Raw genomic sequence first — 26648 nt, 5'->3', positions numbered from 1 at the left:
GGATGAAAACCAATGGAATTCCGATTGCTGATACTCGCAGTAGTAATGGTCGCCCTGGCAATCCCCGCTCCGGCGGCGGATGACAAGGAGCGCGCTAAGGAACGTACCTCATTCCAGACCGGCGATGCCTGGAACCCGGGCATCGACATCCAGTCGGATGTAGCGATGGTGTACGGCATCGACCCCAGCCTGCCGGATCGACTCAAAACGTGGACCGACAAGGGTTATATTCCGCAGGTCATGACAGGAGTGGCGTGGGGCTCCTACCAGGACTACCTCTACGGGCGATTCGACGGCAAGAACCACGAGGACGCCGCGCAGGAGGAAGCCGGCGGGACGAAGATCAGCCACGGCGGGGATGTGTACTACATGGTACCTGAAGAGCCGTACGGCCGCTTCCTCTGCGTGGGTGTTCAGCGGGCGATCGACGCCGGCGCCACGGCCATCTACCTGGAGGAACCCGAGTTCTGGGTGCGCGGCGGATACGCGCCGGCGTTCAAGCGCGAGTGGAAGGCGTACTATGGCGAGGACTGGCAGGCCGAGGACTCTTCCCCCGAGGCGCGCTATCGTTCCGGACAACTGAAGTACTACCTCTATAAGCGGGCCCTGGGGCAGGTGTTCGCGTTCGTGAAGGAATACAGCAAGAAGATCGGCCGTACCGTCAGGTGCTACGTGCCAACCCACAGCATGCTCAACTATGCGTCTTGGGGAATCGTCAGTCCCGAATCCAGCCTCGCCACGCTGCCGGGATGCGACGGGTATATCGCCCAAGTCTGGACCGGAACAGCCCGCACACCCAACTGGTACAACGCAGTCCATAAGGAGCGCACCTTCGAAACGGCGTTCTTCGAATACGGGTCGATGCACAACCTTGCCCGCGCGACCGGGCGCCGGATGATCTTCCTCGCAGATCCCATCGAGGACTGGCCGGACCATTCCTGGGAGGATTACAGGTACAACTACGAGCAAACACTCGTTGCCTCCCTCTTGTGGCCGGACGTCACCCATTTCGAGGTTGTGCCGTGGCCGCAGCGCGTGTTCCACGGCAAGTACCCCACCGTGGACATGAAGCAGCGGAAGCCGGGCGAGCCGGTTGTCAAGGAAGGCATCCCGGCCGCCTATGCGACCGAATTGATGACTCTATTTGAGACGCTGAAGAATATGGACCAGAAGAATGTTGAGTGGCATGCCGCCGCGCACGGTGTAGGCGTTCTGGTCTCGGACACGCTGATGTTCCATCGCGGCGGTCCGAACGACCCGGGCGGCGACCTGAGCCACGTTTACGGCATGCTGATGCCGCTGTTGAAGCGCGGAATCGCCGCGGAACCGGTCCAGCTCGAAAACGCGACCCTGAAGGATTACCTCAAGCCGTACAAAGTCCTGTACCTGTCTTACGACGGACAGAAGCCAATGTCGCCCCAACCGCACGACGCGCTGGTGAAGTGGGTAAAGGCAGGCGGCGTGCTTGTGGTGTGTGGCAACCCGGATGCGTTCAGTAAGATGCGTGAGTGGTGGAATACGGCGCCGAACGCGTTCGATTCACCGGAAGCGGACCTGATGACACGCCTGGGACTGCCGAAGGACGCGTCGGTGGCGGACGCCACCGTTCAGGCCGGTAAGGGTTGGGTGATCCGAACTGCATTGGAGGCGCGGGACGTTGCGGAGCAGGGAAAGGGGGCTCTCGCGCAGTACCTGACGATCAATTCGACGGCGCTCGGCAAGGCTGGACTACCGGATAACCCGAGCAATGCCATCTGGCTGCGGCGCGGACCTTACGTGCTGGGCGCGGTGATGGACGAATCGGTTTCGGCGGATGCCCTGAAACTGACGGGCCGATTCTTGAACCTGCTGGGCGGGAGCCCCAGAACGATGACAGACCCGTCATTCAAGCCTGGCAGCCGGTTCTTGTTACTGGACCTTGCCCGGGTCGGAGACAAGCCCGGCGTGTTGGCCTCCGCGTCCGCCATTCGAGGTCTGAAGGTGGCGGATGGCGAGATGACGTTCACTGCCGTCGGCCCCGCCAACGTTCGCAATGAAATATGGCTCCAGGTCCCCGCCGGGGCGAAGGCCGTCGCCACGGGATCGAACGGCCTCCCGGTTGAGGCGCTGCTCGTTACGCACGGCCTCCCGGTTGAGGCGCTGCTCGTTACGCACGGCCCCGGTGGACCGATGTGGGTTGCATTCCCCAATTCGCCGGAAGGGGTTAAGGTCGCCGTGCGCTGGTAGCGGTGGAGAAACCGCTTGACGGGAAGCGAGGGGATGTCCACGAATGGACGTTTTCTCGCTTCCCGGGGTTTTGTGCGCCGATGTTGTGCCGCTATAATGAATCGGACACACCTTATGATCACTCGAACAATCCTCCTCAAGCTCGCGGATAGCCCCACAATGCGGAACCTGGTCGAGAAGCGCGGATGGCGATTCGCCTCCCGTTTCGTGGCCGGAACAACCCTCGATCAAGCCGTTGCTGCCGTGCGGAAACTCAATGAGGCCGGCATCACTGCATCGCTGTCGCACCTCGGTGAGCACATCACCGATGCCGAACGCGCTCGCGCGGAGGTCTGCGAATTCGAGCACGCCCTCGAAACGTTGAACGCCGCAAACGTGCGCTGCGGCCTATCCCTCAAGCCGTCGCAGTTGGGGATGTTCATCGACCCCGCGATGGCCGAGGACGGCATCCGGAGGGTTACACAATGCGCCGCCGCGAACGGGCGCTTCGTGCGCATCGATATGGAAGACTCCGATTGGACCACCGCCACGATGGACCTCGTCAATTCTGTCCACGCCGAGTATCCCAATATCGGCGTCGTGGTCCAGGCCTATCAGCGGCGCAGCCAGGCCGATGTCGAGGCGCTCAACGCGGCCGGCATCTCCGTGCGATTGTGCAAAGGCGCGTATGACGAGCCGGCGTCGGTCGCATTCCCCACGAAACCGGAGGTCGATGCGCATTACGTAGCGATGGCACGTCTCCTGCTCGAAAAGGGCAATCACCCGGGATTCGCCACACACGATGAGAAGATGATCTCCGCGATCAGGCGCAAGGCAGCCGAGCGCCCGGACGCTCCGTGGGAATTCCAGATGCTCTACGGTATACGCCGCGACCTGCAGGCCAGCCTGGTCGCAGAAGGCTGCAAAGTCCGCGTCTATGTGCCATACGGCACCGAGTGGTACCCGTATTTCGTGCGCCGCCTCGCCGAGCGCCCCGCCAACATCGGCTTCATCCTCCGCAACCTGTTCAAGGGGTAAGCGACAAGAGCGTACGGGTGGAGACGAGGGAAGTCGCGCCCTCTACGAGGCGTGCGGAGCCGACGCTCAGCACGGCGACCAAGTACCCTGCCGGCGGCGTTTGCGGCGTTAAGCGGTTCGACGCCCATAACTCCCGCCCTCGGTTCCCTCTGGTGAAGCATCAAGGCAATGGGTGAACGAGGGAGCCGACGCGTGGCGAACGTTGACTCATAGACTCGTCCACTGGATGACGCACTAGAGCGTCCTTACGTACTTTACCGCTACCTGCGAACGCACCCCAACCGTGTTAGGGTCGCCCACCAGCACGAATATATCCGCACCCTTACGCAGTTCCTGGCGATAGGCGATGAAGGCGTTGCGCAGGCTGGAATCGTAGGGGCTGAAGTCATCGCTGGCAGTCCCACGGGAGGAGTATTTCTGGTTACCGAGGATGCACCGGACCGCCAGGCTCCGCTCGTCTGAAAACTCGTACAGACCGTTCAGAATCGCGCGTGTCGTGTTCAGCCGCACCAGTGTTCCGGAGAGCCGGACGCGAACGATCTCCGCGCTTCCGGACAACTTCTCCGTGACGCGGAACCCCTGACTGAACGCCAGGAGGTGATACGGACCGCCTGCCTGCCTGCCGGAGCGCCCGAAGAGGCTGCCCCGCTTGTATATGTCCGATTGCTTCCACCCGAGATTCAGGTTGACGATCCGGTCTCGGTAAAACGGTGCAGACGCGGCTTCCTGTCGGGTCGATGCATCGTGGCGGTTGCCCCAGTCGAATCCGAGGTTCACCATTGTATCGTTCCGGAACTGCGCCCCCACGCTGGGAGACCCCTCGCTGTGCCAGGAGCCGCCGTCCCAGTACATGGTGTGGTTTGCCCACAGGTATGCGCTCCAGCGCAGCAGGGGCCCCCGCTTCACCTGCCAGCTCTCGCCCATCTCCGTGTGCGCCCGGCGGTAGCCCACTTCCGGGATGTAGGCCAATTTGCCATCGAAATCAGGTGACACCTGCTCGTAGAGACCGTGGCTCTCGAACAGGCCGTCACCGGTGTAACGGTCGAAACTCGCGCGGACCGCGTTGCCGGAGTACCGGAAGGGATCGCCTTCGCGGGTGTCGCCGGTCGTGCGGGTGGAGTAGTAGTCAAACTGCGTCGAAAGCCCGTTTACCGCCAGCGGATGCCAGTAATGCCCCCCGATCCGAAACACTCCGTTGTCCACGGTCGCCAGGCCACTCTCCGTCTGCGGCATCCGGTTGTCGTTGCCGGTGAGATACGCTTCCTTGTGAAAGCCAACGGCCTGGAACCACAGGCTGGAGAACTGGTTGAACGAATACTCTGTTGTCAGCATCCCGTCGCGTTCGTCGTTCCGTCGTTCCGTCCCCAGAATCCCGTATCCGGTATTTCCTACCTTCCCGAACGACTTCGCTCCCACGTCCACCTGGCCGATGCTGCGCGAGTAGAACCCGAAATGGCTGCCGAACATGTCCCCGCCTTCCGTAAAGAACGGGCGGCGGTCATCCAGGTATTGTGGGTTATAGCTGAAGTCCACGGTTTTGACGACGTCCTCGATGGTCGCGAAATCCGGCCGGATTGTAATCAGGGAGGTGGTGTTGTTTTCGGCGGTATACTTCAAGTCCACGCCGGCACTGCTTTTTATGGTTCCGCCCGCGGCGAGGACGTACGGCATCACCAGCGGCTTGCGCTGGATGCGCGGCGCGTCGAGGCCGTCCCATCGGGCCTCGTTGTCATGCACGTAGTAGAACGTCTTGACCGGCCAGTTGCTTCCCTCCAGCAGGCGCGAGAGGTGCCTGGCGAACATCAACCCGAACACACGCTGGCCGCGTGGGTAGCGCAGGATGGCGAACGGGATCGCCATCTCCGCTGTCCACCCTTCGGCGGTCACCTTGGACGCCGCGCTCCAGTCGCCGCGCCACTCCACCTTGCTGGCTGAGCCGCCCGGGATATCCTCGGCCTGAGTTCCCACGGGGTTAGTGATGAACCAGTAGGCGCCCGTCTTGTCAAACTTCGGATCGATACCCACTGAAACGGTGTCGTCAGTAGACATGTTGCCGTTGCGTTTTCTCTGGCCGGAGCGTATGGAGCCGGGCTGTGGGTCGTGGCAAACGAACGCGAAATACATCGCACGGTCGTCATAGCCCATGCGGACTTCGGTGTCGACGGACGCGGGGCCGGTATCGTGCGTGAAGCCGGTTACTACCGGCGCATCCTTCCAGCAATCTTCGTCCGGGGTCCCGTCAATAGTCGGGGGAGCAGTGAAGCGCACCGCGGGAATCGGCGGATTGGCGACGGAGCCATCCACAGAGGACGCCCTGAAGGAGGGCGTCGCAATGGTCAGTAGCAGGCAGGGGATAAGGATTCTCATATAAAGGAGTGGCCGCGCAACCGGCACGGCCACTCCATTCTAGCCTGAGCGCAGAGGATTGGTAAACGGCGGGATCGTCAGTTGCGGCCTTACGGGTTCGCCTCCAGGCCCGCCACCTTCCGCGCGATGCGTACGGCGTCCTCCAGCGATACCTTGCCGTCTCCGGCGCCCGGCGAGACATCAAGGCGGGCCATGTCGGCGGTTGCCCCGGTCCGCAGTCCCGCGCCGATCCTCAGCGCGTTGGCCGCGTCGGTGGCTGTGTAGGCGGTCAGCTCGTACGTTCCGATATCTACGGCGCCGCCGATGACCCGCGAATTGCCGTCCAGGTCCTGTTCCAGTGCCAGAACGGCGGCGGTGTCACCCGCGTTCAGGCATGGCGATTTGCTCGAGATGTGGTAGTCGCCGCCCGTCGCGTTCGCGAACAGCGGATCGGACGCCATGTTTCCGGCCGTGCCCATGGGGTATACCACGCCGGAGATGTTGTACGCGCCGTTGTTGGCGAAATCGTTGTAACGGAACAAGGGCTGGCTGTTGTTTTCGGCATATAGGCCCATGTCGTTGTTTGCGACGATATTGCTGGTCAGAATGGGCGATGCGTTGTAGAGGTATAGTCCGCCTCCGGCGCCTGATGTCGTGTTCGATGCGATGGTGTTGTTCCTGAGCGTCGGGGACGCGGCCACACAGCCGATGCCGCCACCCATGGCCCCCTGGGCCAGCAGCGGGTTTGTCCCCGTTCCGGAATTGTCGGCAATGAGGTTGTCCAAAATGCTCGCGGTGCTTCCTCCGATAACCGCCAGCCCCCCGCCGCCTCCGGTGATACGGGCCGTGCATGCGGCGGTGTTGTGCACGATGTGATTGCCCTGGATCAGCGGTGAACCTCCGTCGGCGCAGACGCCGCCGCCAACCGTAGCGCCATTGTCGATGACTATATTGTGCGTGATGGTGGGGGATGTAGTCTTCATATAGATGCCGCCGCCGGCCCGGTAGGCGTCCAGCCGCATACCGAGAAGTTGGCCCCGGCCGCCCGTGATGGTGAACCCGTCGAGGAGGGTGGATCGGCTTGCATGGGCGGCGACCGTCACGACCGGTGCGGCCGACAGACCGCTCAGGACTGTGACGTACTGGTCCGGGCTCCGCTGATCCTCGAAGAGCTCCCGTCCGCGGAACCCGCCCAGCAGCGCGACGTCCGCCGGGAGCGTCACGTTAGCGCTATATGTCCCTAGCCTCACCCACACTTTGCCGGGCGAATCGCACTCGGCAAGCGAAGCGGCGATGCTGGCCTTCGGATTCAACCACGAGGACCCCTCCGACGCGTCGTCGCCCGCCGTACTGACGTACACGCGCGGTATGACCACGTTGAATTTACTGCTCACAATAGGCGCCAGGTTGGTGGCGGTTGCCGTGAGGGTGTAGCCGGCGCCGCCTAAATCCACCCTCAAGTTGGTGAATGTGGCCAGCCCGTTAACGAAGGGAAGTGACGTAGTGCCGCTGAGCGTTGCGCCTTTTGTCCCCACCCCGGGCGTCAGGGCCACCGAGACCGAGCCGAATGTGGCGAAGTAAGAGTTACCCAGTGCGTCCAGCAGGGCGATGGCAGGCTGCGGAGCCAGCACGGTACCCTTGTGGCCGTTTCCCGGTTGAGTGGAGAAGACCATGATCGGCTCGAACTCGTCCGCTCCGATGTCGATGCTCGGCCCGAACACTCGCGCCTGGCCATCTACATCCAGGTCGCTGGTGAGGTTCTTTGCCGGGTTCCCCGTATCGACGCAGGGCGAATCCGCCCGCAAGTGGAAATTGCTGTTCGCGGAATCGACGACCTTCGGATCAGCGTTGAAATTGCCGTTCATCCCGATGACATTCGGGACGGGGGAGACGTAATCGGCGATATTACCGAAGAAGCAATTATTGTGAAACTGGCCGGCCGTCGGGCTGGAATACAAAGGCGCCCCTAGGGCGGCATCGTTGCTCAGGAAGATGTTGTTATAGACTGCTCCCGAGGAGGAAAGGTAGACCGCGCCTGTGTCCGGTAGAGTGGTGATGCGTGATTTCTGCCTGGCGAACGTATTGTTGATGATATCGATGCTGCCATCCGCGAAGACGGCATCGCCCGGATATCCCGTATTGCCAACGAAAATGTTCGACACGATTCTTCCGATTGACGATTTTTCGCAGATCGCGCCGCCTGACGATATGCACGAATTGGTGTCGAATACGTTGCCCATGATTATGGAGGTGGCCGATTCGCAGTCGATGGCGCCCCCATACTGCGACGCACTACAGTTTCTAAAGGTATTTCCGGTCACCAATGTGCTACCGGAGTTCGAGATGTCCATGGCCCCTCCGGTCGCTACAGCGCTATTGGTGTCGAAGAGGTTGCTTCGGACGGTGCCTTTGGACAAGAAAATGGCGCCTCCGTACAGAGCCGAATTGCCCGTGAACGTATTGTTCGCGATATCCGGCTGGCTGGCTGAGTCACAGTAGATTGCGCCCCCGCGGCCGACGGGGTAGTTCGCGGGAGATGCTTGATTGTTGCTGAAGATGCAGTTGAAGATGCCTGGGGAGGAGTTCGTTCCGCAGTAGACGCCACCTCCGTAGACCGACGAGCCTAATGGCGCCGTTCCGGTCCCGTTCCGGATGGTGAAGCCATCGATGATGGTCCCGGTCCAGGAATTGGCAGGCACTGTTATGACGCTTCCCGTGAAATTTGCGTCAATGATAGTGACATTCAGAGACCAATCGCGCGCGTCGGGACTGGCCCCCGCCCCGGAATAACCACCGCGCAGCGCTACGCCATCTTTGGTTGTCACCCGCTCCAGGTAGGCGCCCTGCGCCACCCAAACCTCGTCGTTTAAGGATGCAGCGTTGATGCCCGCCTGAACCGTGGTGAACGCCGTGTCCCAGGTGGAACCGTCGTGTGGGGTGCCCGTCGCGCCCGCGCGGACGCGATAGACGGCGCCGCACGCGGCATTTGAAAGGAGCAGGAAAGAGAAAACAAGTAGTGGACCGAAGCCGTGAACTCGCACAATGACACCTCCCGAAGAAGGCGCGCCCAGTACGCCGAATCAGTACGAGAAGAATAATAGCCTCTCCGGTTGGCTGGCGACCATGAAGTGGTGGTAGGCGGCTCGTTCGGTGCTGCAGGTGTCCGGCATCAAACCGGCTTCCGGCGACTCCTGGCCGATACCCTATACTGCACTCGGAGGTATTGAATGGCTTTGTCCGGTATGGAAAGCGCGAAGCACGCGCGGCGGTTTGTAAAGTTTTGCATCGTCGGCGCGTCTTCGACCCTCATCCAGATGGTGACCATGAAGGCGGTGGAGGTTGCGATGCACAGCCAGAGCGATGTTGCGGCGCAACTGGGCAATGGGGCAGGGGCGATACTGGCCATCGCGAACGGGTTTTACTGGAACCGCCGTTGGACCTACCGGCTGCATGGCGAACCGGGCGCGCACAGCCAGTTCGCGCGTTTCTTTGGCGTGAGCCTTGTGGGGCTCCTCCTGAACTGGTCAATCTTCCACATTTTCCTGGTTCGGCTCGGTCTTTTTCGCGGATTCGCGCACGCTGATATCCTCAACCAATTGTTGACAATTTCGTGTGTCGTGGTCTGGAACTTCACGGCGAACACGCTCTGGACGTTCCGGGCTCCGGATGCCGATTGACAGCGGGGCGTCTCATAAGTCACAATGATTCCGTGATAGCATGACGTAACACGTCAATCTTGACGCGGAAGGGCAATAGGGAACTATGGAACCAGCGCTTGGACGGTGGACGGCCGAAGACCTCGAAATTGCCCTTGTGGCATTGCTGGACGAGACGGGCTATGACAACGCGGAGATCGCTGCGCTGATCGGCAAGAGCCTCGCCACGGTCACGAGGCGGTTGCGCGAGGCAAAAGAACGGCGCTGGCTCACCGCGCGGACGATGTTCACGGGTCCCGCGGAACTGCGCACCGAAAGCCCCGCTCTGCTGCCAGACCGGGATCTGGTGGACCGTCTTCGCGAGGATGAAGGATTCGCCCGGATCGAACGTGTCGTCGTCGTTCCGATGCCTTCGCGGAGGGCGAGGCTTTCCACGCCGGACCGCCTGGCCCGCATCGGTCGCTTTTATGCGCCGTACCTCTCCGCCTATCTTTCGGCGGGCGCACACACTGTGGGCCTTCACTTCGGCAGCAGTGTTCGAGCGCTGGTCGAAAGCCTCGCGGCCTCGCCCAACGGGCAGACGTTGTTCTTCCCTCTGCTGGGCATCCTTTCCATGTCGCCGGATAACCCATACCACCGGATCGCCTACGAAACGGGGGCGAATTTCCTGGCGCGCATGGCGGCCGAGCGAACCGGCGGCCAGGACGCGGCGCGCCTCTCCGTCCCGGCTTTCATCCCCCGCGAATTCGCGGACAAGCCGGAAGAACTGGATACCGTATGGAGGTTCCTCCGCGCGGACCGCAGTTACTCCACGATATTCGGGCCGCACTCGCGCGACCACGCCGGGCGCGAAATGACGCCTCTGATCGACCAGGCGGACACGATGATTACCGGGGTGGGGGGCCTCGAGAGCGAGGGCAGTTTCCTTCGTCTATCGGGACTCGTGACGCCCGAGGACAGGCCGCGGCTCGAGGCGCTTGGCGTCATCGGGGACCTGGGTACCCATCTGGTAACCGAGGACGGCATCGTGGAACCGTCCACCGACCCCTCAGACGAAGTCGGAAGCCTGAACTCGCTGGTAGTTGGCGCCAGCCCCCACCATTTGATCGCGTGCGCCAAACGCCGACGCGATACGGGCGAGGGTTTGGGGACCGTAGTCCTGACCACCGGCGAAGCCAAGGCCCGCCCGCTCATCGCAGCGGCGCGCCTGGGCGCGATCTCGGAGCTTGTGACTGATGCGCTTACGATGAAGAGCATCCTTCGGGTTTTGGGGCGGTAGAGAAGGATATGACAGCGGCTTCGGCAGGCTGGCATCAATTTAGGCGCGCCAATCGCTGACTATGGAACCTGAGGTTAACTTCGAACCGTATGTGAAGGCGCAGCGGCTACCTTCTCCGACGCCGTGGGCCGAGTATTCCGCGCTGGATGCCGGCAGCGGCCGTCCTGTTCGCCTGGCCGTCCTTTGGAGCGCGGGCACTCTGCCGCCGGAGCGTTCGCGGGCGTGCCTGGACTGGTTCGCCGAAGCAGGCTACCAGGCGAAGCGACTGGCGAGCCACGGCCTGGCGACGGTGATCTCATACCGCAGTACCGCCGATGCCGCGTGGGTCGCCACTGAGGTGCCCGCCGGTAACACATTGCGCAACTTGTTGCGCGACAAAGGACCAATGGCGGTGGAACGGGCGATGGAGATTTCCTCGCGAGTGGCGTTGACCCTCGCGGACGCTCACACATCCGGTTGGGCGCACGGATTCCTCAATGCCGACAGCGTATGGGTGGATGACGATGTGGTTACCGTGACCAACCTCGGTCTCGCCATCGCGTCGCAGGCTATGTACCCGGACTCAGCTCCGTACAGCACCCAGCGCGGTTTTCTCTGCACGGATCCCCGGCGGCGCGATATGCAGTGCCTCGGGCTGCTCATCACGGAGATGGTCGCGGGAGTTCTTCCGGATCCGGTCGGCGTGCCTCGTACCGACGTCTTCCCCGCGACCGTTCCTTCGCCCGTGGTGAGACGGATCCGATCGCTCGTCAATCTGCAGTCGGAAGATGCGCTTACCGCCGCGGAATGGGCGGAATACGCCCGCTCAGGCGAACCGGAGATTGAGGAATCTCCGCTTCCGCCCAAACAGGACACGCGCTACTACGAGATCCGGCCGAAAGGTGACGTACGGTGGACACCGATTGTGACCGCGGTGGCGCTCGTCATCATTGCAATCGCTCTCGCGGGCCTGTGGATTCAGCAGTTACACAAGGCGCCCAGGACATCGGCTCAATCGCCGGCCGCGGCGGCACAGATCGCCGCGCCGCCCACCGTTGCGCCAACCTCCCCAATGACCGTCCCGCCGCCCGACGCGCTGTCCAGGGTCCAGGTGGGGCCGATCCAGCCTGGGGAGGAGGCGCAGGTAGAGGAGCGGTTGAGGGCACTGAAGTTCAAACCGTGGCCAAAGCGAGAGGGAAACGCCCTTTACCTGCAGGTCGACGCCCTGGCGATTGCCGCCAACGCCGAGGCGGAGGCCGAGACCCTGCGCCGCCAAGGCTTCGCCGTGCGGGTGGTGAAGTAGGGGGCTCGGTCCTTACAGGTAGACCGCCCGGTCCGTTCAGTCCAGGTTCCCATACGCGTCCCAGAGTGCCGCCAAGGCGCGGATGAGGCCGCCAATATCGTGCGAAGCGTATTCCTCCGGGTTCACAAATACAGCGCCGGCATGTGGTATCCCTTGCTCCGCCAACCTTTGCAGTGGTGGCCAGACGGTCCGACGGTCATAGGTCACGAGTGTGAAATCCTCTTCGCACGCAGCGCTGAGAATCGTGGCATCGTCGGCTCCAAGCAGGGTTCCGCCCCGAAATCCGTGCAAACTCGCAATGGGTATCTCGGGTCGGCGTCGGCTCAATTGCTAAGCGATGCCTGGGGACAGGTGTTCGTCGAGCAGGTAGTGTAACACTACCACGCCTCGCCGGTTTTAACGTCGATATCGTAGTCGTCCGGAACGACAAACCGCGAACTCTGGCGTGATCAGGGCGTCACTGATCTACGGGCTGGTGGTCTGAGTTCTGCGGAAACACGAGGCCTAGCCGCCATAGCTGGGATGGCAACTCCGAGGCACGGCAAGCCGTGCCCCACATATGCGCGAATCCCAATACCCGGCACCTGTCAGCCGCAACTACTCTCCAGCTACGGCGTTCGGTATCGCGTTCTCCCAGGCGTTCCAGAGGTCTATGACCGGCGTATCGACGGCGATATGGTGGGGGTGGAAGCCGATTCGCAAGCGGTCGCCCTTCACCCATCCGAGGAACGCGGCGGGGCAGCCCTGCGCTTTGGCGAACGCCAGCAGTTCGTTGAGGGCATACTCGGTACGGCAGGAAACGATAACACGCCCGGCGGCCTCCGAGAAGAGAACGGCGTCCTTTCGGTCATCGGTGCCACAGACTACCTCGGCGCCCAGGCCGTTCACCAGACAACACTCCGCGAGCGCGACCGCGTAGCCGCCGTCCGAAACGTCGTGCGCGGTAAGGATGTGGCCTGCGTCGATGCCTTGAAGCAGTGTTTCGCGCAGGACGGCCTCGCCGTCGAGATCGATGGCGGGCGGCGCGCCTGCCTCGATGCCGTGCACGGTCGCGAGGTATTCGCTGCCACCCAGCTCGGCGGCTAAGCCGGCTGCCGGCTTCCCGAGCAGGGCGATGAGATCGCCGTCACGCTGGAAGCCCATGGTGACGTGCTTGGTAACGTCTTGCAGGATGCCGACCATCCCGATGGCGGGCGTCGGAAGGATCGCTCCGTCCGGCGTCTCGTTGTAGAAACTCACGTTTCCGGAGACGATGGGGATCTTCCACGCGTCGCAGGCGGCGACCATCCCTTTTACGCATTGCTCGAACTGCCAAAACGCCTCGGGTTTCTGCGGGTTGCCGAAGTTCAGGCAGTCGGTGACGCCCGCGGGGCGGGCCCCGACGCAGGCGAGGTTGCGCGCCGCCTCGGCAACGGCTCCCTTGGCCCCTTCCACGGGGTCCAGATAGCAGTGGCGGGCATTGCAGTCCGTTGTGGCAGCGATGCCCTTCTGTGAGCCTCTTACGCGCAGCACGGCGGCATCACCGGCGCCGGGCAGGACCACGCTGTTGGTCTGAACCTGTTGGTCGTACTGCCGGTAGACCCATCGCTTACTCGCGATGGTGGGATGCGCCATCAGTTGGAGCAGTGGGGCGTTGAGGTCCTCGGGTTGAGGAACCGTTTCCAGATCGTAATCGCGCAATTCGGCGATGTAGGCGGGCTCGGACGTTTCGAGGGTATAGGTGGGACAGCGGTCAGCCAGCCAGTCGGCGGGCACGCGAGCAACCGTGACATCACCTTCGTCCACGGTGACCATGCCGTCGTCCGTCACAAAGCCGATGTGAGCGGCGTTGAGGCCCCATTTCCGGAATACACCGGCGACTTCGTCCTCGTGACCCTTGTCAACGATCGCGAGCATTCGCTCCTGGCTCTCGGACAGCATCACTTCGTAGGCGGTCATGCCGGTTTCGCGGCGTGGCACCTTCAGGACGTCGATGTGCATCCCCGTTGCGGCTTTCGCGGACGTTTCACAGGTGCTGCACGTGAGGCCGGCGGCGCCGAAATCCTGGATGCCGGTTATGTAGCCGGTGGCGAGGGCTTCCAACGTCGCCTCAATCAGCAGCTTCTCCGTGAACGGGTCACCGCACTGGACGTTGGACTTGCGGGACTCGGATTCTTCGGTGAGCTCGACTGACGCGAATGTGGCGCCGTGTATGCCGTCCCGACCCGTGCGGGCTCCGACCAGCAGGACCGGATTTCCAACTCCCTTGGCGGTAGCGCGGGCGATCTGGTCTTCACGTACGAGCCCAATCGCCATGGCGTTCACCAGCGGGTTGCCGGTGTAGGCGGGGTGGAAAACGACCTCGCCGCCAACGGTCGGAACACCGACGCAATTGCCGTAGAATGCAATGCCTTCGACGACGCCCTTGAACAGAAATTTAGTGCGGTCATCGGATAGGGGACCGAAGCGGATGCTGTCCAGGCTGGCGATGGGACGTGCGCCCATGGTGAAGATGTCGCGGAGGATCCCGCCGACTCCCGTGGCAGCGCCCTGAACGGGTTCCACGGCGCTGGGGTGGTTGTGGCTCTCCATCTTGAAGACCACGCCGAGACCGTCGCCCAGCGGAATGACCCCGGCGTTCTCCATGGTGCCTTCATCCGCCATCTGGCGATAGTTCGAGATGAGGCGGAGGACAGGGCGGCTGAACTTATAGCCGCAGTGTTCGCTCCACATCACGGAGAACATTCCGACTTCCGTGAGAGTGGGCTGCCGGCCAAGGATGTCTTGGCACTGGGCGTATTCGGCTTCATTCAGGCCCATTTCCAGGGCCATTCCGAGCGTTCCAATCGGGTTGGTTTGTGTTGTTTGTACTTCAGTCATCAGTTTGATACGATTCGTGCTTTCGCTGGGTGTGGCTCAAAACGGCCGAGTCGATTTGGGCGGAAGGCCGCTGTTCAGATTCCAGTCCGGCTTGATGCGTTCGACCAATGCATCCAAGATCCCGGCCCCGATATTGACGCCCCAACCGCGGTATTCAATCGCTTCGTCCGGCGCGAACTCCAGTATTTCAATGTCTTCACCGGTCATCAGCGTTGAGATGATGCGGCGGTCGTTGTCTGTCGCGTGATGATGGGTCATTCCCATCGGCCCTTCGGCGCCGATCTGACCGCCAAACGCCCCTTTGAGCCGGCCGATAAAGACCACCTCGCCACTAAGAACGAACGCGTACAGGGCGGAGCGGTTTGACCGTCCGCTCAAAAGGTGCGGAAACGGCCGGCCATTGTCCAGGATCCACTGGCCGGCCGGTACGAAGCCAAGATCCAGCAGTATCTCGCGATTATCCATATGGTTCCAGATTTCGGGATTGCGCCGCCGTTCGGGCCCCGATGTCAGCCCTCGATTATCAGGCTTTCGAATACTCCTCGGCCATCCTCGCTGCCCAGAATCGCCTCACAGGCCCGTTCAGGATGCGGCATCATCCCGAGGACATTCCCGGCGTCGTTGAGGATGCCGGCGATGTTGTTAATGCTGCCGTTCACATTGGCGGCGCCGCTGATTCGACCGAGCGGATCGCAATACCGGAATACGACGCGGCGTTCGTCTTCAAGGCGGCGGATCTCAGCGCTTTCCGCGAAGTAGTTACCTTCGTTATGCGCGATCGGAAGTTGGATGACCTGGCCGCGTTTGTATGCGCGGGTGAACACGGTCTCATTGTTCTCCACTCGCAGGTAAACCGGTTGGCACAGGAACTGGAGGCCTTCGTTGCGATGCAGTGCGCCGGGCAGCAGATGGGCCTCCGTGAGGATCTGAAAGCCGTTACAGATGCCGATGACCGGCTTGCCTGCGGCGGCGTGTTCCCGAACGGCATCCATGATGGGGCTGAACCGGGCGATGGCGCCGCACCGGAGGTAGTCGCCATACGAAAAGCCGCCGGGCACCACCACGCCGTCCACTCCGCCCAGGCTCGTCTCCTCGTGCCAGATCGGGCGAGCTTCCTGACCCAGGGCGTCCGTAAGAGCGTGCACTGCGTCCATATCGCAGTTACTGCCGGGGAATATAATCACACCAAACGTCATAATTGTTTCTCAGATCATACTTTCTCGAACAGGGCGATGCGATAGGGGCGCCAGACATCCTCGTCCCGCACAACTTCTGCGACGAACTTCAAGTCCGGCCGCATCTCGAGCAGAGGGATGACACGATCGTCTCCCTTCCCGCCAGCGACGACAAACTGGCCGCCGGTCGAGAGCGCCCGCGCCAGGTTGCCGATGACGGCTTCACGCTGTTCCGGCACCAGGTAATACAGCACTTCGCTGGCGACCACCAGATCGTAGGGACCGGCAAGTTCTGCTTTCGTGAGATCAGCGGCTTCGTAGGCCACATCCATTCCGCCAGCCTGCCGCGCGTGCTCGATGGCCACCGCGCTGGCATCAACACCGAGAACGGGCCCTCGCTGCGCCAGGAGGCGCGTCAGGGTACCGGTTCCGCAGCCTACATCCAGTATGCTCGTGTACCGCTCGCGGAGCAGGGACAGAAGATCCGCGCGCTTGCGGTCCTCATAGGGAGCGTTCTGTGTGCGCCACGGATCGCCCTTTCCGAGTTTGTAGAGCAGGTCGAAGCGCTTCGGCGTGGGGTTCTTGTGCATGAACGCCCACAGCCAGCCCGCCGGGTGCATGGAGACGGCGGCCTCGCGCCATTTCGCGATGCGCGATGCCATCAACCTGCTACCTCGAACTTATACTCCTCGAGAACCGGGTTGGCGAGGAGTTTCGTGCACATGGCCTCGACATCCGCTTCGCCGGCGCCATCGGGCAGGCTGATCTCTATATACTTGCCGACACGGACGTCGGTGATGCCTTCGAACCCCAGGTGTTCAAGGGCCGTTTTTACCGTCTGACCCTGGGCGTCCAGGATGGCCGGTTTCAACGTGACATATACTTTTGCTTTGGGCATTATCGCTCCTTCGTCGCTTGAGACTTGAGTATTGAGATTCGAGTATTGAGGGTTGAGATTTGAGATCCGATTCTCAACAGTCGCATCTCAATTGTCAATTCTCGAATCTCATATTCCCAGTCTGTCGAACACGACGCCGAGGTGGCGCGTGAAATAGGTGTAGTCGAACAGCTCGTCCAGGTCCGCTGACGTTACGCGAGCCATGACTTCCGGATCGGCTTCGAGGTTGGCGCGGAAATCGCTTTCGCCGTTCCAGGCGGCGAGGGCATTTCGCTGGACGGCTTTATAGGAATCCTCGCGGCTCATGCCCTTCTCAGTAAGTGCGAGCATCACCCGTTGAGATACTACGAGACCCTTCGTACGCTCAACGTTACGCATCATGTTCGCAGGATAGACGATGAGGCGATCCATCACGTCCGTGAACTTGCGGAGCATGTAGTGCAGGCAAAGGCACGCGTCCGGCAGGATGACTCGCTCGGCGCTGGAGTGCGTAATGTCGCGCTCGTGCCAGAGTGACTGGTTTTCCATCGCCGTCACCGCGTAGCCGCGCAGAAGACGCGCCATTCCGGCGACCCGCTCAGCCGTTATCGGGTTGCGTTTGTGCGGCATGGCTGAACTGCCTCGCTGGCCGGGCTTGAAGTACTCTTCGGCTTCGAGGATATCGGTACGTTGCAGGTTGCGGATCTCCGTGGCAAACTTCTCGAGGCTGCCGCCGACGACGGCGAAAGTGGTCAGTAGTTCGGCGTGACGGTCGCGTTGCAGCGTCTGGGTGGATGCAGGCGACGGCTCCAACCCCAGCGCGCGGCAGGCGAGGGTTTCGACGCGGGGATCGATGTTGGCATAAGTGCCGACAGCGCCGCTGAGCTGGCCAACAGTGATGCCTTTTCGGGCGTGCTGGAGGCGGTCGATGCTGCGGCGGACCTCGGCGATCCAGACGGCGAGTTTGAGGCCAAACGTGACGGGTTCACCGTGAACGCCGTGCGTACGGCCAATCTGCAGCGTTGTTTTGTGCTCACGCGCGCGGCGAACCAGAACGGTTTCCAGCGCTTGAACGTCCGCAATCAACAGGTCGCACGCCTCGCTCAGTTGCAGAGCCTGAGCGGTGTCCACGATGTCTGTTGAGGTGACGCCATGATGGAAGTAGGACTCGGCTTCGCCCATGTCGCGTGTCGCGCATTTGATGAACGCGATGACGTCGTGATCGGTGGTCTTCTCGATCTCGGCGATCTCGGCGGCGTCCACGCGTCCCTTTTCGCGCTGGATGCGGGCGGCTTCCGCAGGGATTTCGCCGATCTCGGCCAAGGCATCGGAGACGGCAAGCTCCACGTCCAGCCACTTCCGAAATTTGTTATCTTCACTCCATATGGCTGCCATATCCGGCAGCGAGTAACGGTCTATCATACTTGCTCGAATCCTCTACCACAAAATCACGAAGGCACAAAGCAGGAATGATGAATTAGGACCGATGAATAATGAATGCCTGACACCTTGCAAGCAATCCCCATTCATAACTCATCACCCTCTTGGTGTCTTTGCGCCTTGGTGGTTATCCCGCGGTTCCCAATAGGTTGCGGCCGATGTCCCGGCGATAATACTTGCCGGTGAAGTCCACCATTTCGGCGGCTTCACGGGCGCGCTCCAGCGCTTCTTTATATGTGGCGCCCTTCGCGACGACGTCGAGCACCCGTCCGCCGGATGTTGCCACCAGTTTCTGTTCATTGATCGTGGTCCCGGCGTGGAAGACGGTCACATCGGGCAGCTCCGCGGCGAGTTTCAGGCCACGAATGACGGCGCCCTTGTCGTACGCCCCAGGGTAGCCCGCAGCGGTGAGCACGATGCACGCCGCGCAATCCGAGGACCATTCGATCGTTCGGCCATCGAGATCACCGTTGGCGCAGGCCAGCATGAGGTCCGCCAGGCTCGACTTCAGGCGGGTGACCAGCGGCTGGGTTTCAGGGTCGCCGAACCGGCAGTTATACTCCAGCAACCTCCATCCGTCCGCCGTCCACATCAGGCCGGCGTAAAGAACGCCGCGATAATCGATCCCCTCGGCTCGAAGAGCCCGAACGGTGGGTTCCAGCACGTCACTCACGGCGGATTTCAGCATCTCCGGAGTCACGAAGGGAACCGGCGTAACCGCGCCCATGCCCCCGGTGTTCTGGCCGGTATCGCCTTCGCCAATGCGCTTGTAATCTTGCGCCGTCTGCATCGGCAGGACGGTCTTGCCATCGCATAGTGCGAAGAGGCTCATCTCGGTGCCGCGGAGCCAGTCTTCCAGCACGATCCGTTCGCCGGCGTCGCCGAAGGCGCGCTCGCGCATGATCCTGTCAATCGCTGCCACCGCTTCGTCGGGTGTCTCGCACATAAGCACACCCTTGCCGCCCGCTTCGCCATCGGCCTTAACGACCACCGGCCCGTTCCACGAACGCGCGGCGGCTTCGGCGGCGACGGGATGATCGAAGGACTGGTAGTGGGCGGACGGGATGCCGTATTTCCGGAAGAGGTCCTTGGCGAAAACCTTCGAACCTTCAAGCCGGGCGCCGTCTGCGCCGGGCCCAAAGACGGCGAAACCGTTGGACCGGAGGAGGTCGGCGAGGCCGGCAATCAGCGGCGCTTCCGGGCCGACGACGACAAGGCCGATCCCTTCGGTGCGGCAGACGTCCAGTATCGCTTGCCGGTCCGTGGCGGAAACAGGAAGGCATCGCCCGAGATGGGCGATGCCGGGGTTTCCGGGCGCGGCAAGGATTTCAGACACTTCCGCACATTGCGAGAGGCTCCAGGCGAGCGCGTGTTCGCGACCACCACTTCCGATCAGCAGTATCTTCATACGTTCTCATTCTAACGGGTGGGTGAAACGCGAAATCAACTGGAGGAGTCATCCGGTGGCTTGGACAGGCTGCTCTTGAGGCGGGCGATGCGCTCGGCCCTGAGGGCGGCGCTCGTTTCGCGATACCTTCGCGCGCTGTCGCGAAGCATTGTGATCATTCCAAGGCCGAACAACGCCCACATGGCCCAGCGGGGGATTATCTCCGCATGGCGGAGGGCCTGGACGCCCCACAGGCCTATCCAAATGCCGATGAGGAGTAGGTAGATGTAGCGCAAGCCGGCGCGGTACTGCTTGAAGAACGTGAAGGTCAGCGAGATGCCGGCGGCCACCGCCCAGGTGCCTATGATTTTGTCCCAGAGTGTTGGCATGATCGGGGCAGGTGCCAGGGGGGCAGGGTATTGTGCTAATCAGTTTGCTGGTAATCGTCCGTACGCGGTACGACCGGCGTCCCGCCGGTTATCTGCGCCACACCGGCGCGACGCCGGTCTTGGCGATTGGAGGCCATTCGGCGCCCGCTAACCGCCCTGATAGGCCGGCTCTTCCTCGTATTCGGCCAGGTCTTCGAAGCGGGCGTACTCGGGAAGAAAGGTGAGTTTGACGGTGCCCACAGGGCCGTTTCGGTGTTTGGCGATGATGACCTCGGTGACTTCGCCCTTTTCCTCGCCTGGAATGCGGCGTTCGTCGGTTTGGTGGCCCATGGCCGCCAAGCCGCTGGAGCTCTCGTCTTTGCGCTTGTAGTATTGGTCGCGGTAGAGGAAGCAAACGACGTCGGCTTCCGCCTCAATGGAACCGGATTCGCGAAGGTCGCTTAACATCGGCCGCTTGTCTTCGCGTTTTTCCACGGCGCGGCTCAACTGGCTCAGGGCGACAACCGGGACGTTCAGTTCCTTGGCCATCGATTTCAGCTGCCGCGCGATGGTGGTGATCTCCTGGTTCCTGTTCTCATCGCGGCCGGAGCCGTGGATCAATTGGAGGTAGTCGATGACGATAAGGCCGAGATTTTCCTCCACAGCCAGTCGCCGGCACTTCGCGCGCATCTGTGTCGGTGTGACATCCGAAGAGTCATCGATGAAGACCTTAAGGTCTGACAGGCGAGCCACGGCGTCGCCGATTCGAGACCAGTCGCCTTCGCGGAGATAGCCCGTGCGAAGCCTGTGGGCGTTCACCCGGGCCTCGCTGGTGATCATTCGGATCGTGAGCTGTTCCTTGCTCATTTCGAGGCTGAACACCGCGACGGCAATGGGTTGGGATTTTGCGGCGTTGATCGCCATACCAAGGCTGAACGCCGTCTTGCCCATGGACGGGCGCGCGGCGACGATGACGAGGTCGGACGGCTGGAGCCCGCTCGTCATGAAATTGAAGCGGCTGAAGCCTGTATCGACTCCGGTGACGTCGCTCTGATCCTCGTACGCAGACTCGATGGCGTCCCATCCCTGGGAAACCAGCGTCTTGAGAGGAAAGAACGAGGACCCCATTTGACGGCGGCCGACCTTGAATATCTCCTGTTCGGCGCGATCGACGATGCTGTCCACTTCGTCCGGCTGTTCGTACGCCCATCCGGTGATGCGGTTCGAGGCCTCGATGAGGCGACGCAGGATTGCCTTCTGCTCGACGATGCGGGCGTAGTACTCGATGTTGGCGGTCGTGGGGACGATGTCCGCGAGGGTGGCGAGATACGAGACGCCGCCGATTTGATCCAGATGCTGGCGTACGCGAAGCGCGTCCGACAGGGTTACGAGGTCAACCGGTTCGGAGCGTTCCGCAAGGTCCCACATGGCCTCGAAGATGCGTTGGTGAGCGTCGCGGTAGAAATCCTCCGGCTGGAGCATTTCGCGGGCGCGTTCCACCGCCACGCGGTCGATCATCATCGCGCCGAGGACGCTCTGCTCCGCTTCCAGGTTCTGTGGGGGGATGGTGTCCCTCGATGCCAGACGTTCTATCACTGTGTTAGGGGCTGAGGTAAAAGGGCTGAGGGCCGAGGGCGGTGTGGCGTCTCTGCCCCCGGCCCTCAGCCCTCAGCCCTCAAGTCTGATTGTTAGCCTTCGGCGTCGATGTAATCTTCGCCTTCGATTTCTTCCGCGGGCTCCGGCTCCGGCGCGGGGGCAGGGGCGGCGGCAACGGCGACCGGTTCGGGTTCAGGGGCGGCGACCACCACGGCGGGCGGCTGCTGGCCTTCGGGATAAACGACGACGGTGATGTGTCCCGTCAGGCCGGCATAGACGCGGACAGGCACTTCGGTTGTGCCGACGCGTTTGATGGCGTCGGTTAGGACGGTGCGCTTGTCCAGCGTCTGTTTCGTGGCAACTTCCAGGGCGTTTGCGATATCCTGCGGCGTTACGGAGCCGTAGAGCTTGCTACCGTCCGAGCTGACGCGGGCAGGAATCGTGAGGCGCTGGCCATCGATGGCCGCAAAAACCTTTTCGGCGGCGGACCGGGCCTCGGATTCGCGCTTAAGGCTGTCGGCCTGGATCTTGTCCAGGTTGCGCATATTGCCCTTGGTGGCTTCAACCGCGAGTTTGCGCGGGATGAGGTAGTTCCGGCCATAGCCGTCGGCTACCTTGTGGGATTCGCCGGCTTTTCCGACCCCGGCGACGCTTTGTGTCAGAATTACTTGCATGTTCCAGAAATCTCCAATTCTCCGTCCTCGTGAGAAGGGCTTCGGTTTTCGGCGCGCCTACGGGCGGGCCCGGCGTACACGCCGACAACCCAAGCCCCCTCGTTGGATGTGGGGGGTTCCAAGTGTGAAGTATACCGGAAATGGACGCGAAGGTCAAAATTCAGGGCACAGGGAGTACGGCTGGCGGCCGTGTGGGCGGGGAACTTCGCTACGTGGGACGATGTGTCAGATGTGAGCGCAAACGTTGCGCCTCGAGCGCCCGCAGGCTACAATTATAAATGGAGTGACTAAATGGCGAAAAAGGTAGAGGTTTTCACGGCCGGGACTTTTCTATGCAAGGATGCGCTTCGCAAGGTGCGCCAGGTGGCTTTTCCCGGTGTGCGCATCGTCGAATACAACATCCTCAGCATGGAGGAAGACGATCCGGGCTACCGAAAAGCCATCGAGTACGGAATAACATCCGTGCCTACCATTGTAGTTGACGGCCGGATCGCCGCGTCGTGTGTGCGAGAACCGATCACGGAAGGCAACCTGCGCCGCGAACAGGTTGACCGTTCCGGCTAAACCGTTTGTATTCGGCACGCATATTGCTGGTTTTAGATGTGTGATGTTTACCCGACGTCCGATATGGATATTTGCGCTTGGGCTTATTCTGGCTCTGGCGACCGTGAGCGCGCGCGCCGCTGAACGCACTTTCAACCTGTACGTTCAGGCGGACGGGGTGAACCTGGGTACGGCGGCGGCGAAACTCACCGTTGCGGATGCCGGTTCGGGCCAGGTCACATGGAAGCTTACTGACGGCGTCTTCACCGAGCTCCCGAACCCCGACGGCAAACTGAAGTGGAACGATGACATCCTTACGGCCAATGGGAAGGCCAAGAACACAGACACCGTTGCGCTCCGGGACTTCGACATCACCGTGCAGCAATCCACCGGCGTGGATGTGGTGTTCCGCTTCCGGCTGAGCGCTACCCTGGCGGAAGGGGACATCAAGAGCGTAGCTATTGAGCAAGTGAAATAGCAGGGCTGAGGGGCAAGAGCTAAGGGCTGAGACCTCAACCTTGATCAACTCCCTACTCTACTCTTAACTCCGCGCTCCCTCTTCCGCGGCGCGCATCACCTCGAGCAGGTTCGCGCCGCTTTCGTTTGCCACGGCTTTGGCGCTTTCATACTCCGCGTGGGCTTTACGCCCGCCACCCGGCAGATGGGCTACTTTCACCTTCACCGCGCCGAACTCCGTCTGAACGTCGATGATCTCGCGCGGCAGGGAAAGACGTTCGACCTGTGATACACGGATCCCCAGGCTTGTTGTCCGCCTGAAGAGGGTGTCCAGCAGTGCATCCTTCTTTCCTGGTTCGCAGAGGATCGCCAGCGTGACGGCAGGGCGGTTCTTCTTCATTTGGATCGGGGTGAGGGTTACGTCCAGCGCGCCGGCCGCGAAGCAGCGATCCATTATGTCTTCGTAGATCTGCGGATTCATGTCGTCGATGTTGGTCTCCAGCAGGGTAAGCTGCTCGGAGATCCAGCCTGCGGCGGGGGCGTCGTCCGCCAGCGTGACGCGCAACAGGTTCGGCCGCTCGCCAAAATCCTTGGTTCCGGCGCCGTATCCGACCGCCGTTGCCGCGAGGGGCGGCGGAGGCCCGAAGCCATCCGCAAGCGTCGCCAGAATGGCGGCGCCCGTGGGGGTTACAAGTTCGCCTTCCACATCCACGGGGTAGGTCGGTATCCCCTTGCACAACTCGGCGGTCGCCGGCGCCGGAATGGGCATCAGGCCATGGGCGGTGCGGACCATCCCGTGCCCAACCGGCAGCGGTGAAGCCAGGATGCGTGTGATACCGAGGAGATGCAGGCCGACGCACGTCCCGACGATATCGATGATGCTGTCCACCGCGCCTACTTCGTGGAAGTGGATGGTTTCGATGGGAGCGCCGTGAACGTGCGCCTCCGCGTCGCCCAGCCTGCGGAAAATCGCTTTGGCGTGATCCTGCACCGGTTGCGGCAGCCCACTCGCGACGATCATCGCTTCAATGTCCGCCAAATGACGGCCGTGCTGATGCGCGGTTTCAGCGTCGATGACAACGTCGAAGTGCGTGGCGCTGATGGCGCTGCGGCTGACGGTGCTCCGGCGAAGCTCGTAGCCGTCCAGAGGCAGTTGCGCGAGCGCTGCGCGCAGGGCGTCCCAATCGAGGCCCGCATCGAGAAGGGCCGCGACCGTCATATCACCGGCAATGCCGGAAAAGCAGTCGAAGTAGGCAACCATTATCTGATGGTGATTGGCAAACTGGGAAACTAGGAGATTTCCTGATTTTCCAATTTCCCAGTTTCCTTTCCGGAGCAGGTTCGGGAGTTGACGGTGTGGGCGAACACGCCTGCGCCGAAGCCGTTGTCAATGTTCGTGACGGCCACGCCCGTTGCGCAGGAATTGAGCATCGTGAGCATCGCCGCCACTCCGCCGAACGACGCACCGTACCCCACGCTGGTGGGCACGCCGATCACCGGCGCCGCGACGAGGCCGCCGACGACGCTGGGAAGCGCGCCGTCCATTCCCGCAACCACCACGACCACGTTCGCGCCGGTGAGGATGTCTGTCTTGCTCAGAAGGCGATGGATGCCGGCAACGCCCACATCGTAGAGCACCTCAACCCGGCTCCCCATGGCGCGGGCGGTGACCACGGCCTCTTCGGCCACCGGAAGGTCGGCGGTGCCTGCCGACACGACCAGGATATAGGGCTCATCGTTTCCGTGCTCAACCGGGATCGAATGGGGGCCGCGTACCTCGATGATCCGGGCGAGTTCGTGGTACTGCGCGTGCGGTAGCCGCGCCTGCACGGCGTCGAACACATCGGGCCTGGCGCGGGTAGCCAGAACCACCGGATTGCGCTCCGTGAGCCGGGAAATGATCTCGACCACGTGGTCGGTTGCCTTCCCCTCGCAGTAGACAACTTCGGGGCGGCCGGTCCGCACGGCGCGATGGTGGTCCACCTTGGCGTAGCCAAGATCCTCGTACGGCAGATCTTTGAGGCCGAGGAGGGCGTCCTCGACCGACGCGCCGCCCGCGGCGACCTGTTCCAGAAGGTTCCTAAGGGTTGTTGTATCCATAAATCAGCAGGCGAGTATCGCCTCGCGGTCGGCCAGCAGGCGATCGAGAACCCCATTGCTCCACAGCGCGCGGCTTGGTTGGACAATATCACGGACTTCCTGGAGCAGGGCCACAGCTTCGGCGAACGGGATATTGCGCTCAAGCATAAGGTAGCACGCCACCACAAACGGGCTGCGTGACATTCCCGCGAAGCAGTGAACATAGACCTTGTGACCGTCGCGAATGGCGCAGTGCAGGAAGCGGACCGCCTCCACGAGCTTGGCGTAGGGGAACGGCTCGAGATCATCAACGGGACACAGGTGGTGGCGGTCGAACAGGTCGAGGTCGTAATCGGGTTCGTCCATGCGGAGGCTCATGATGGCCGTTACGCCGGATGCGAGGATTTCGTTCAACGCGGGATCCAGCGGGTACGAGCCGAGCGCGATGTCATCGGTGACCCAGTGCCACTCCGGAGCGTACACGGGATCCTCGTTCACGTAATGGTAAATGTCTGTTTTCGCCATAACTGAATGATAGACGGAGGAGAGGGCTGAGGGCTGAGGGCCAAGGGCGGAGACGGCGACACGGCGATGAGCGAGTCTGAAGGTGCGCGGGCGCCCTCGCCCGTCATGGGTGATAATCGTCGCTGCCGTTGGCATGCTATCATCCCTGCATGTGCGGACGCTATACACTCCATCAAGTCATCCTGGTCCAGAGGCGCTTCGAGGTTCTGCGCGAGATCGAGTTGATGCCCAGCTACAACGTCGCGCCCGGGCAGATCATGCCCGTGATCGTACGCAACTCGACGAACGCAATTGAGCTGATGAAGTGGGGTCTGGTCCCTGCGTGGGTGAAGGATCCGGGCATGGGCAGCAGCATGATCAACGCCCGGGCGGAAACGATAGCTGACAAGCCAGCGTTCCGTGACGCGTTCCGGCGTCGGCGGTGCCTGGTTCCGTCCAACGGCTTCTATGAGTGGAAACGGGAAGGCCGGCGTAGAATCCCGATGTTCATCCGTCCGAAGGACCAGGAACTGTTCGCCTTTGCCGGCCTCTATGAGCGGTGGCGGGATGAGCACGGCGTTGATCACATGACGTACTCGATTATCACCACGCAGCCGAATGGTGTTGTTCGCGCTATCCACGACCGAATGCCCGTCATCCTCGAGAGGGCGGACGAGGCGGAATGGCTCGATGGCGGCATCACGGATGTCGGCCGCCTTCAGCGGCTTCTCGTTCCATACCCCAGCGAACAGACGGAAGCTTACCAGGTGTCGGACTGCGTGAACAGCCCGATGAACAACACCCCCGCACTATTGGAGCCGGTCACTCAGCTCGCAATAACGTTTCCCGGCGAGTGATAGTCGGCATAGCCGGCGAGTGGTTGG

Annotated in this window: 24 protein-coding genes; 8 read left to right on the top strand and 16 right to left on the bottom strand. The window is 61.9% G+C overall.

Annotated elements, in window-relative coordinates; genetic code table 11:
• Positions 1 to 12 precede the first annotated feature (12 nt).
• Positions 13 to 2226, top strand: coding sequence for a hypothetical protein (locus tag VGM51_11740; protein HEY3413708.1), 2214 nt, complete (start codon positions 13 to 15; stop codon positions 2224 to 2226).
• A 114-nt stretch (positions 2227 to 2340) separates the two neighbouring features.
• The gene (locus VGM51_11735) at positions 2341 to 3243 is read left to right on the top strand and encodes a proline dehydrogenase family protein (GenBank protein ID HEY3413707.1); all 903 of its coding nucleotides are present in this window, start codon (positions 2341 to 2343) and stop codon (positions 3241 to 3243) included.
• Between the two features lie 234 nt (positions 3244 to 3477).
• Here the strand turns inward: VGM51_11735 and VGM51_11730 are convergent, their stop codons facing one another.
• Both VGM51_11730 and VGM51_11725 read right to left on the bottom strand, forming a co-directional pair.
• Positions 3478 to 5610, bottom strand: a complete 2133-nt coding sequence (locus VGM51_11730; protein HEY3413706.1) for a DUF5916 domain-containing protein — start codon at positions 5608 to 5610, stop codon at positions 3478 to 3480.
• Between the two features lie 89 nt (positions 5611 to 5699).
• A complete protein-coding gene (locus tag VGM51_11725; GenBank protein ID HEY3413705.1) occupies positions 5700 to 8630 on the bottom strand; it encodes a right-handed parallel beta-helix repeat-containing protein in 2931 nt (976 codons plus the stop codon).
• A 186-nt stretch (positions 8631 to 8816) separates the two neighbouring features.
• On the opposite strand from VGM51_11725, the gene VGM51_11720 reads away from it, so the two are divergent.
• The 3 genes from VGM51_11720 to VGM51_11710 all read left to right on the top strand — a co-directional run bounded on the left by VGM51_11720 (position 8817) and on the right by VGM51_11710 (position 11806).
• On the top strand, positions 8817 to 9266 hold the full coding sequence (locus VGM51_11720; protein HEY3413704.1) for a GtrA family protein: 450 nt from the start codon (positions 8817 to 8819) through the stop codon (positions 9264 to 9266).
• An 85-nt stretch (positions 9267 to 9351) separates the two neighbouring features.
• A complete protein-coding gene (locus VGM51_11715; GenBank protein ID HEY3413703.1) occupies positions 9352 to 10524 on the top strand; it encodes a sugar-binding domain-containing protein in 1173 nt (390 codons plus the stop codon).
• Between the two features lie 61 nt (positions 10525 to 10585).
• Positions 10586 to 11806, top strand: a complete 1221-nt coding sequence (locus VGM51_11710) for a hypothetical protein (GenBank protein HEY3413702.1) — start codon at positions 10586 to 10588, stop codon at positions 11804 to 11806.
• 36 nt (positions 11807 to 11842) lie between these two features.
• Here the strand turns inward: VGM51_11710 and VGM51_11705 are convergent, their stop codons facing one another.
• The 11 genes from VGM51_11705 to rplI form a co-directional block, all read right to left on the bottom strand.
• A complete protein-coding gene (locus VGM51_11705; GenBank protein ID HEY3413701.1) occupies positions 11843 to 12097 on the bottom strand; it encodes a hypothetical protein in 255 nt (84 codons plus the stop codon).
• Positions 12098 to 12403: 306 nt separating this feature from the next.
• The gene (purL, locus tag VGM51_11700; GenBank protein ID HEY3413700.1) at positions 12404 to 14665 is read right to left on the bottom strand and encodes a phosphoribosylformylglycinamidine synthase subunit PurL; all 2262 of its coding nucleotides are present in this window, start codon (positions 14663 to 14665) and stop codon (positions 12404 to 12406) included.
• Positions 14666 to 14701: 36 nt separating this feature from the next.
• Positions 14702 to 15130 carry a hypothetical protein gene (locus tag VGM51_11695; GenBank protein HEY3413699.1) on the bottom strand — a complete coding sequence of 143 codons (429 nt, stop codon included), beginning with the start codon at positions 15128 to 15130 and terminating at the stop codon, positions 14702 to 14704.
• 44 nt (positions 15131 to 15174) lie between these two features.
• Positions 15175 to 15861 carry a phosphoribosylformylglycinamidine synthase subunit PurQ gene (gene purQ / locus VGM51_11690; GenBank protein ID HEY3413698.1) on the bottom strand — a complete coding sequence of 229 codons (687 nt, stop codon included), beginning with the start codon at positions 15859 to 15861 and terminating at the stop codon, positions 15175 to 15177.
• Between the two features lie 14 nt (positions 15862 to 15875).
• Positions 15876 to 16502, bottom strand: coding sequence for a class I SAM-dependent methyltransferase (locus VGM51_11685; GenBank protein HEY3413697.1), 627 nt, complete (start codon positions 16500 to 16502; stop codon positions 15876 to 15878).
• The gene (purS, locus tag VGM51_11680) at positions 16502 to 16738 is read right to left on the bottom strand and encodes a phosphoribosylformylglycinamidine synthase subunit PurS (GenBank protein ID HEY3413696.1); all 237 of its coding nucleotides are present in this window, start codon (positions 16736 to 16738) and stop codon (positions 16502 to 16504) included. Before purS ends, VGM51_11685 begins: the two co-directional genes overlap by 1 nt.
• Positions 16739 to 16846: 108 nt before the next feature.
• Complete coding sequence (purB, locus tag VGM51_11675) at positions 16847 to 18139, bottom strand: adenylosuccinate lyase (GenBank protein ID HEY3413695.1); 1293 nt, start codon at positions 18137 to 18139, stop codon at positions 16847 to 16849.
• A gap of 145 nt (positions 18140 to 18284) precedes the next feature.
• The gene (gene purD / locus VGM51_11670; GenBank protein ID HEY3413694.1) at positions 18285 to 19565 is read right to left on the bottom strand and encodes a phosphoribosylamine--glycine ligase; all 1281 of its coding nucleotides are present in this window, start codon (positions 19563 to 19565) and stop codon (positions 18285 to 18287) included.
• A 35-nt stretch (positions 19566 to 19600) separates the two neighbouring features.
• Positions 19601 to 19933 (bottom strand): hypothetical protein, encoded by a 333-nt coding sequence (locus VGM51_11665; GenBank protein ID HEY3413693.1) that lies wholly within the window; start codon positions 19931 to 19933, stop codon positions 19601 to 19603.
• A gap of 147 nt (positions 19934 to 20080) precedes the next feature.
• Positions 20081 to 21508, bottom strand: a complete 1428-nt coding sequence (gene dnaB, locus VGM51_11660) for a replicative DNA helicase (protein ID HEY3413692.1) — start codon at positions 21506 to 21508, stop codon at positions 20081 to 20083.
• 92 nt (positions 21509 to 21600) lie between these two features.
• Entirely contained in the window at positions 21601 to 22182 is a 582-nt protein-coding gene (gene rplI, locus VGM51_11655) for a 50S ribosomal protein L9 (GenBank protein HEY3413691.1), read from the bottom strand.
• 291 nt (positions 22183 to 22473) lie between these two features.
• On the opposite strand from rplI, the gene VGM51_11650 reads away from it, so the two are divergent.
• Both VGM51_11650 and VGM51_11645 read left to right on the top strand, forming a co-directional pair.
• Positions 22474 to 22746: a glutaredoxin gene (locus tag VGM51_11650; protein ID HEY3413690.1), complete on the top strand. Its 273-nt coding sequence runs from the start codon at positions 22474 to 22476 to the stop codon at positions 22744 to 22746.
• 43 nt (positions 22747 to 22789) lie between these two features.
• Positions 22790 to 23203 (top strand): hypothetical protein, encoded by a 414-nt coding sequence (locus VGM51_11645; GenBank protein HEY3413689.1) that lies wholly within the window; start codon positions 22790 to 22792, stop codon positions 23201 to 23203.
• 63 nt (positions 23204 to 23266) lie between these two features.
• Here VGM51_11645 and larC read toward each other — a convergent pair whose 3' ends face one another.
• The 3 genes from larC to VGM51_11630 are packed head-to-tail and all read right to left on the bottom strand — an operon-like array spanning position 23267 to position 25785.
• On the bottom strand, positions 23267 to 24442 hold the full coding sequence (gene larC, locus VGM51_11640) for a nickel pincer cofactor biosynthesis protein LarC (protein ID HEY3413688.1): 1176 nt from the start codon (positions 24440 to 24442) through the stop codon (positions 23267 to 23269).
• A 29-nt stretch (positions 24443 to 24471) separates the two neighbouring features.
• On the bottom strand, positions 24472 to 25281 hold the full coding sequence (gene larB / locus VGM51_11635) for a nickel pincer cofactor biosynthesis protein LarB (protein HEY3413687.1): 810 nt from the start codon (positions 25279 to 25281) through the stop codon (positions 24472 to 24474).
• A 3-nt stretch (positions 25282 to 25284) separates the two neighbouring features.
• Positions 25285 to 25785: a dual specificity protein phosphatase gene (locus VGM51_11630; GenBank protein HEY3413686.1), complete on the bottom strand. Its 501-nt coding sequence runs from the start codon at positions 25783 to 25785 to the stop codon at positions 25285 to 25287.
• A gap of 149 nt (positions 25786 to 25934) precedes the next feature.
• Between VGM51_11630 and VGM51_11625 the strand changes: the two genes are divergently transcribed.
• Positions 25935 to 26621: an SOS response-associated peptidase gene (locus VGM51_11625; GenBank protein HEY3413685.1), complete on the top strand. Its 687-nt coding sequence runs from the start codon at positions 25935 to 25937 to the stop codon at positions 26619 to 26621.
• Positions 26622 to 26648: the final 27 nt, after the last annotated feature.

The organism is Armatimonadota bacterium (assembly GCA_036504095.1).
Lineage (GTDB): Bacteria > Armatimonadota > DTGP01 > JAKQQT01 > JAKQQT01 > DASXUL01.
Note: the sequence above shows the minus strand (reverse complement) of the source record. Positions and strands in the feature narration are given on the sequence as shown.

Excerpts from the sequence above, each read along its gene's own strand:
- VGM51_11740 (HEY3413708.1), top strand. The coding sequence starts at position 13 with ATGGAATTCCGATTGCTGATACTCGCAGTAGTAATGGTCGCCCTGGCA.
- VGM51_11735 (HEY3413707.1), top strand. The coding sequence starts at position 2,341 with ATGATCACTCGAACAATCCTCCTCAAGCTCGCGGATAGCCCCACAATG.
- VGM51_11730 (HEY3413706.1), bottom strand. The coding sequence starts at position 5,610 with ATGAGAATCCTTATCCCCTGCCTGCTACTGACCATTGCGACGCCCTCC.
- VGM51_11720 (HEY3413704.1), top strand. The coding sequence starts at position 8,817 with ATGGCTTTGTCCGGTATGGAAAGCGCGAAGCACGCGCGGCGGTTTGTA.
- VGM51_11715 (HEY3413703.1), top strand. The coding sequence starts at position 9,352 with ATGGAACCAGCGCTTGGACGGTGGACGGCCGAAGACCTCGAAATTGCC.
- VGM51_11710 (HEY3413702.1), top strand. The coding sequence starts at position 10,586 with ATGGAACCTGAGGTTAACTTCGAACCGTATGTGAAGGCGCAGCGGCTA.
- purL (HEY3413700.1), bottom strand. The coding sequence starts at position 14,665 with ATGACTGAAGTACAAACAACACAAACCAACCCGATTGGAACGCTCGGA.
- VGM51_11695 (HEY3413699.1), bottom strand. The coding sequence starts at position 15,130 with ATGGATAATCGCGAGATACTGCTGGATCTTGGCTTCGTACCGGCCGGC.
- purQ (HEY3413698.1), bottom strand. The coding sequence starts at position 15,861 with ATGACGTTTGGTGTGATTATATTCCCCGGCAGTAACTGCGATATGGAC.
- VGM51_11685 (HEY3413697.1), bottom strand. The coding sequence starts at position 16,502 with ATGGCATCGCGCATCGCGAAATGGCGCGAGGCCGCCGTCTCCATGCAC.
- purS (HEY3413696.1), bottom strand. The coding sequence starts at position 16,738 with ATGCCCAAAGCAAAAGTATATGTCACGTTGAAACCGGCCATCCTGGAC.
- purB (HEY3413695.1), bottom strand. The coding sequence starts at position 18,139 with ATGATAGACCGTTACTCGCTGCCGGATATGGCAGCCATATGGAGTGAA.
- purD (HEY3413694.1), bottom strand. The coding sequence starts at position 19,565 with ATGAAGATACTGCTGATCGGAAGTGGTGGTCGCGAACACGCGCTCGCC.
- VGM51_11665 (HEY3413693.1), bottom strand. The coding sequence starts at position 19,933 with ATGCCAACACTCTGGGACAAAATCATAGGCACCTGGGCGGTGGCCGCC.
- rplI (HEY3413691.1), bottom strand. The coding sequence starts at position 22,182 with ATGCAAGTAATTCTGACACAAAGCGTCGCCGGGGTCGGAAAAGCCGGC.
- VGM51_11650 (HEY3413690.1), top strand. The coding sequence starts at position 22,474 with ATGGCGAAAAAGGTAGAGGTTTTCACGGCCGGGACTTTTCTATGCAAG.
- VGM51_11645 (HEY3413689.1), top strand. The coding sequence starts at position 22,790 with ATGTTTACCCGACGTCCGATATGGATATTTGCGCTTGGGCTTATTCTG.
- larC (HEY3413688.1), bottom strand. The coding sequence starts at position 24,442 with ATGGTTGCCTACTTCGACTGCTTTTCCGGCATTGCCGGTGATATGACG.
- larB (HEY3413687.1), bottom strand. The coding sequence starts at position 25,281 with ATGGATACAACAACCCTTAGGAACCTTCTGGAACAGGTCGCCGCGGGC.
- VGM51_11630 (HEY3413686.1), bottom strand. The coding sequence starts at position 25,785 with ATGGCGAAAACAGACATTTACCATTACGTGAACGAGGATCCCGTGTAC.
- VGM51_11625 (HEY3413685.1), top strand. The coding sequence starts at position 25,935 with ATGTGCGGACGCTATACACTCCATCAAGTCATCCTGGTCCAGAGGCGC.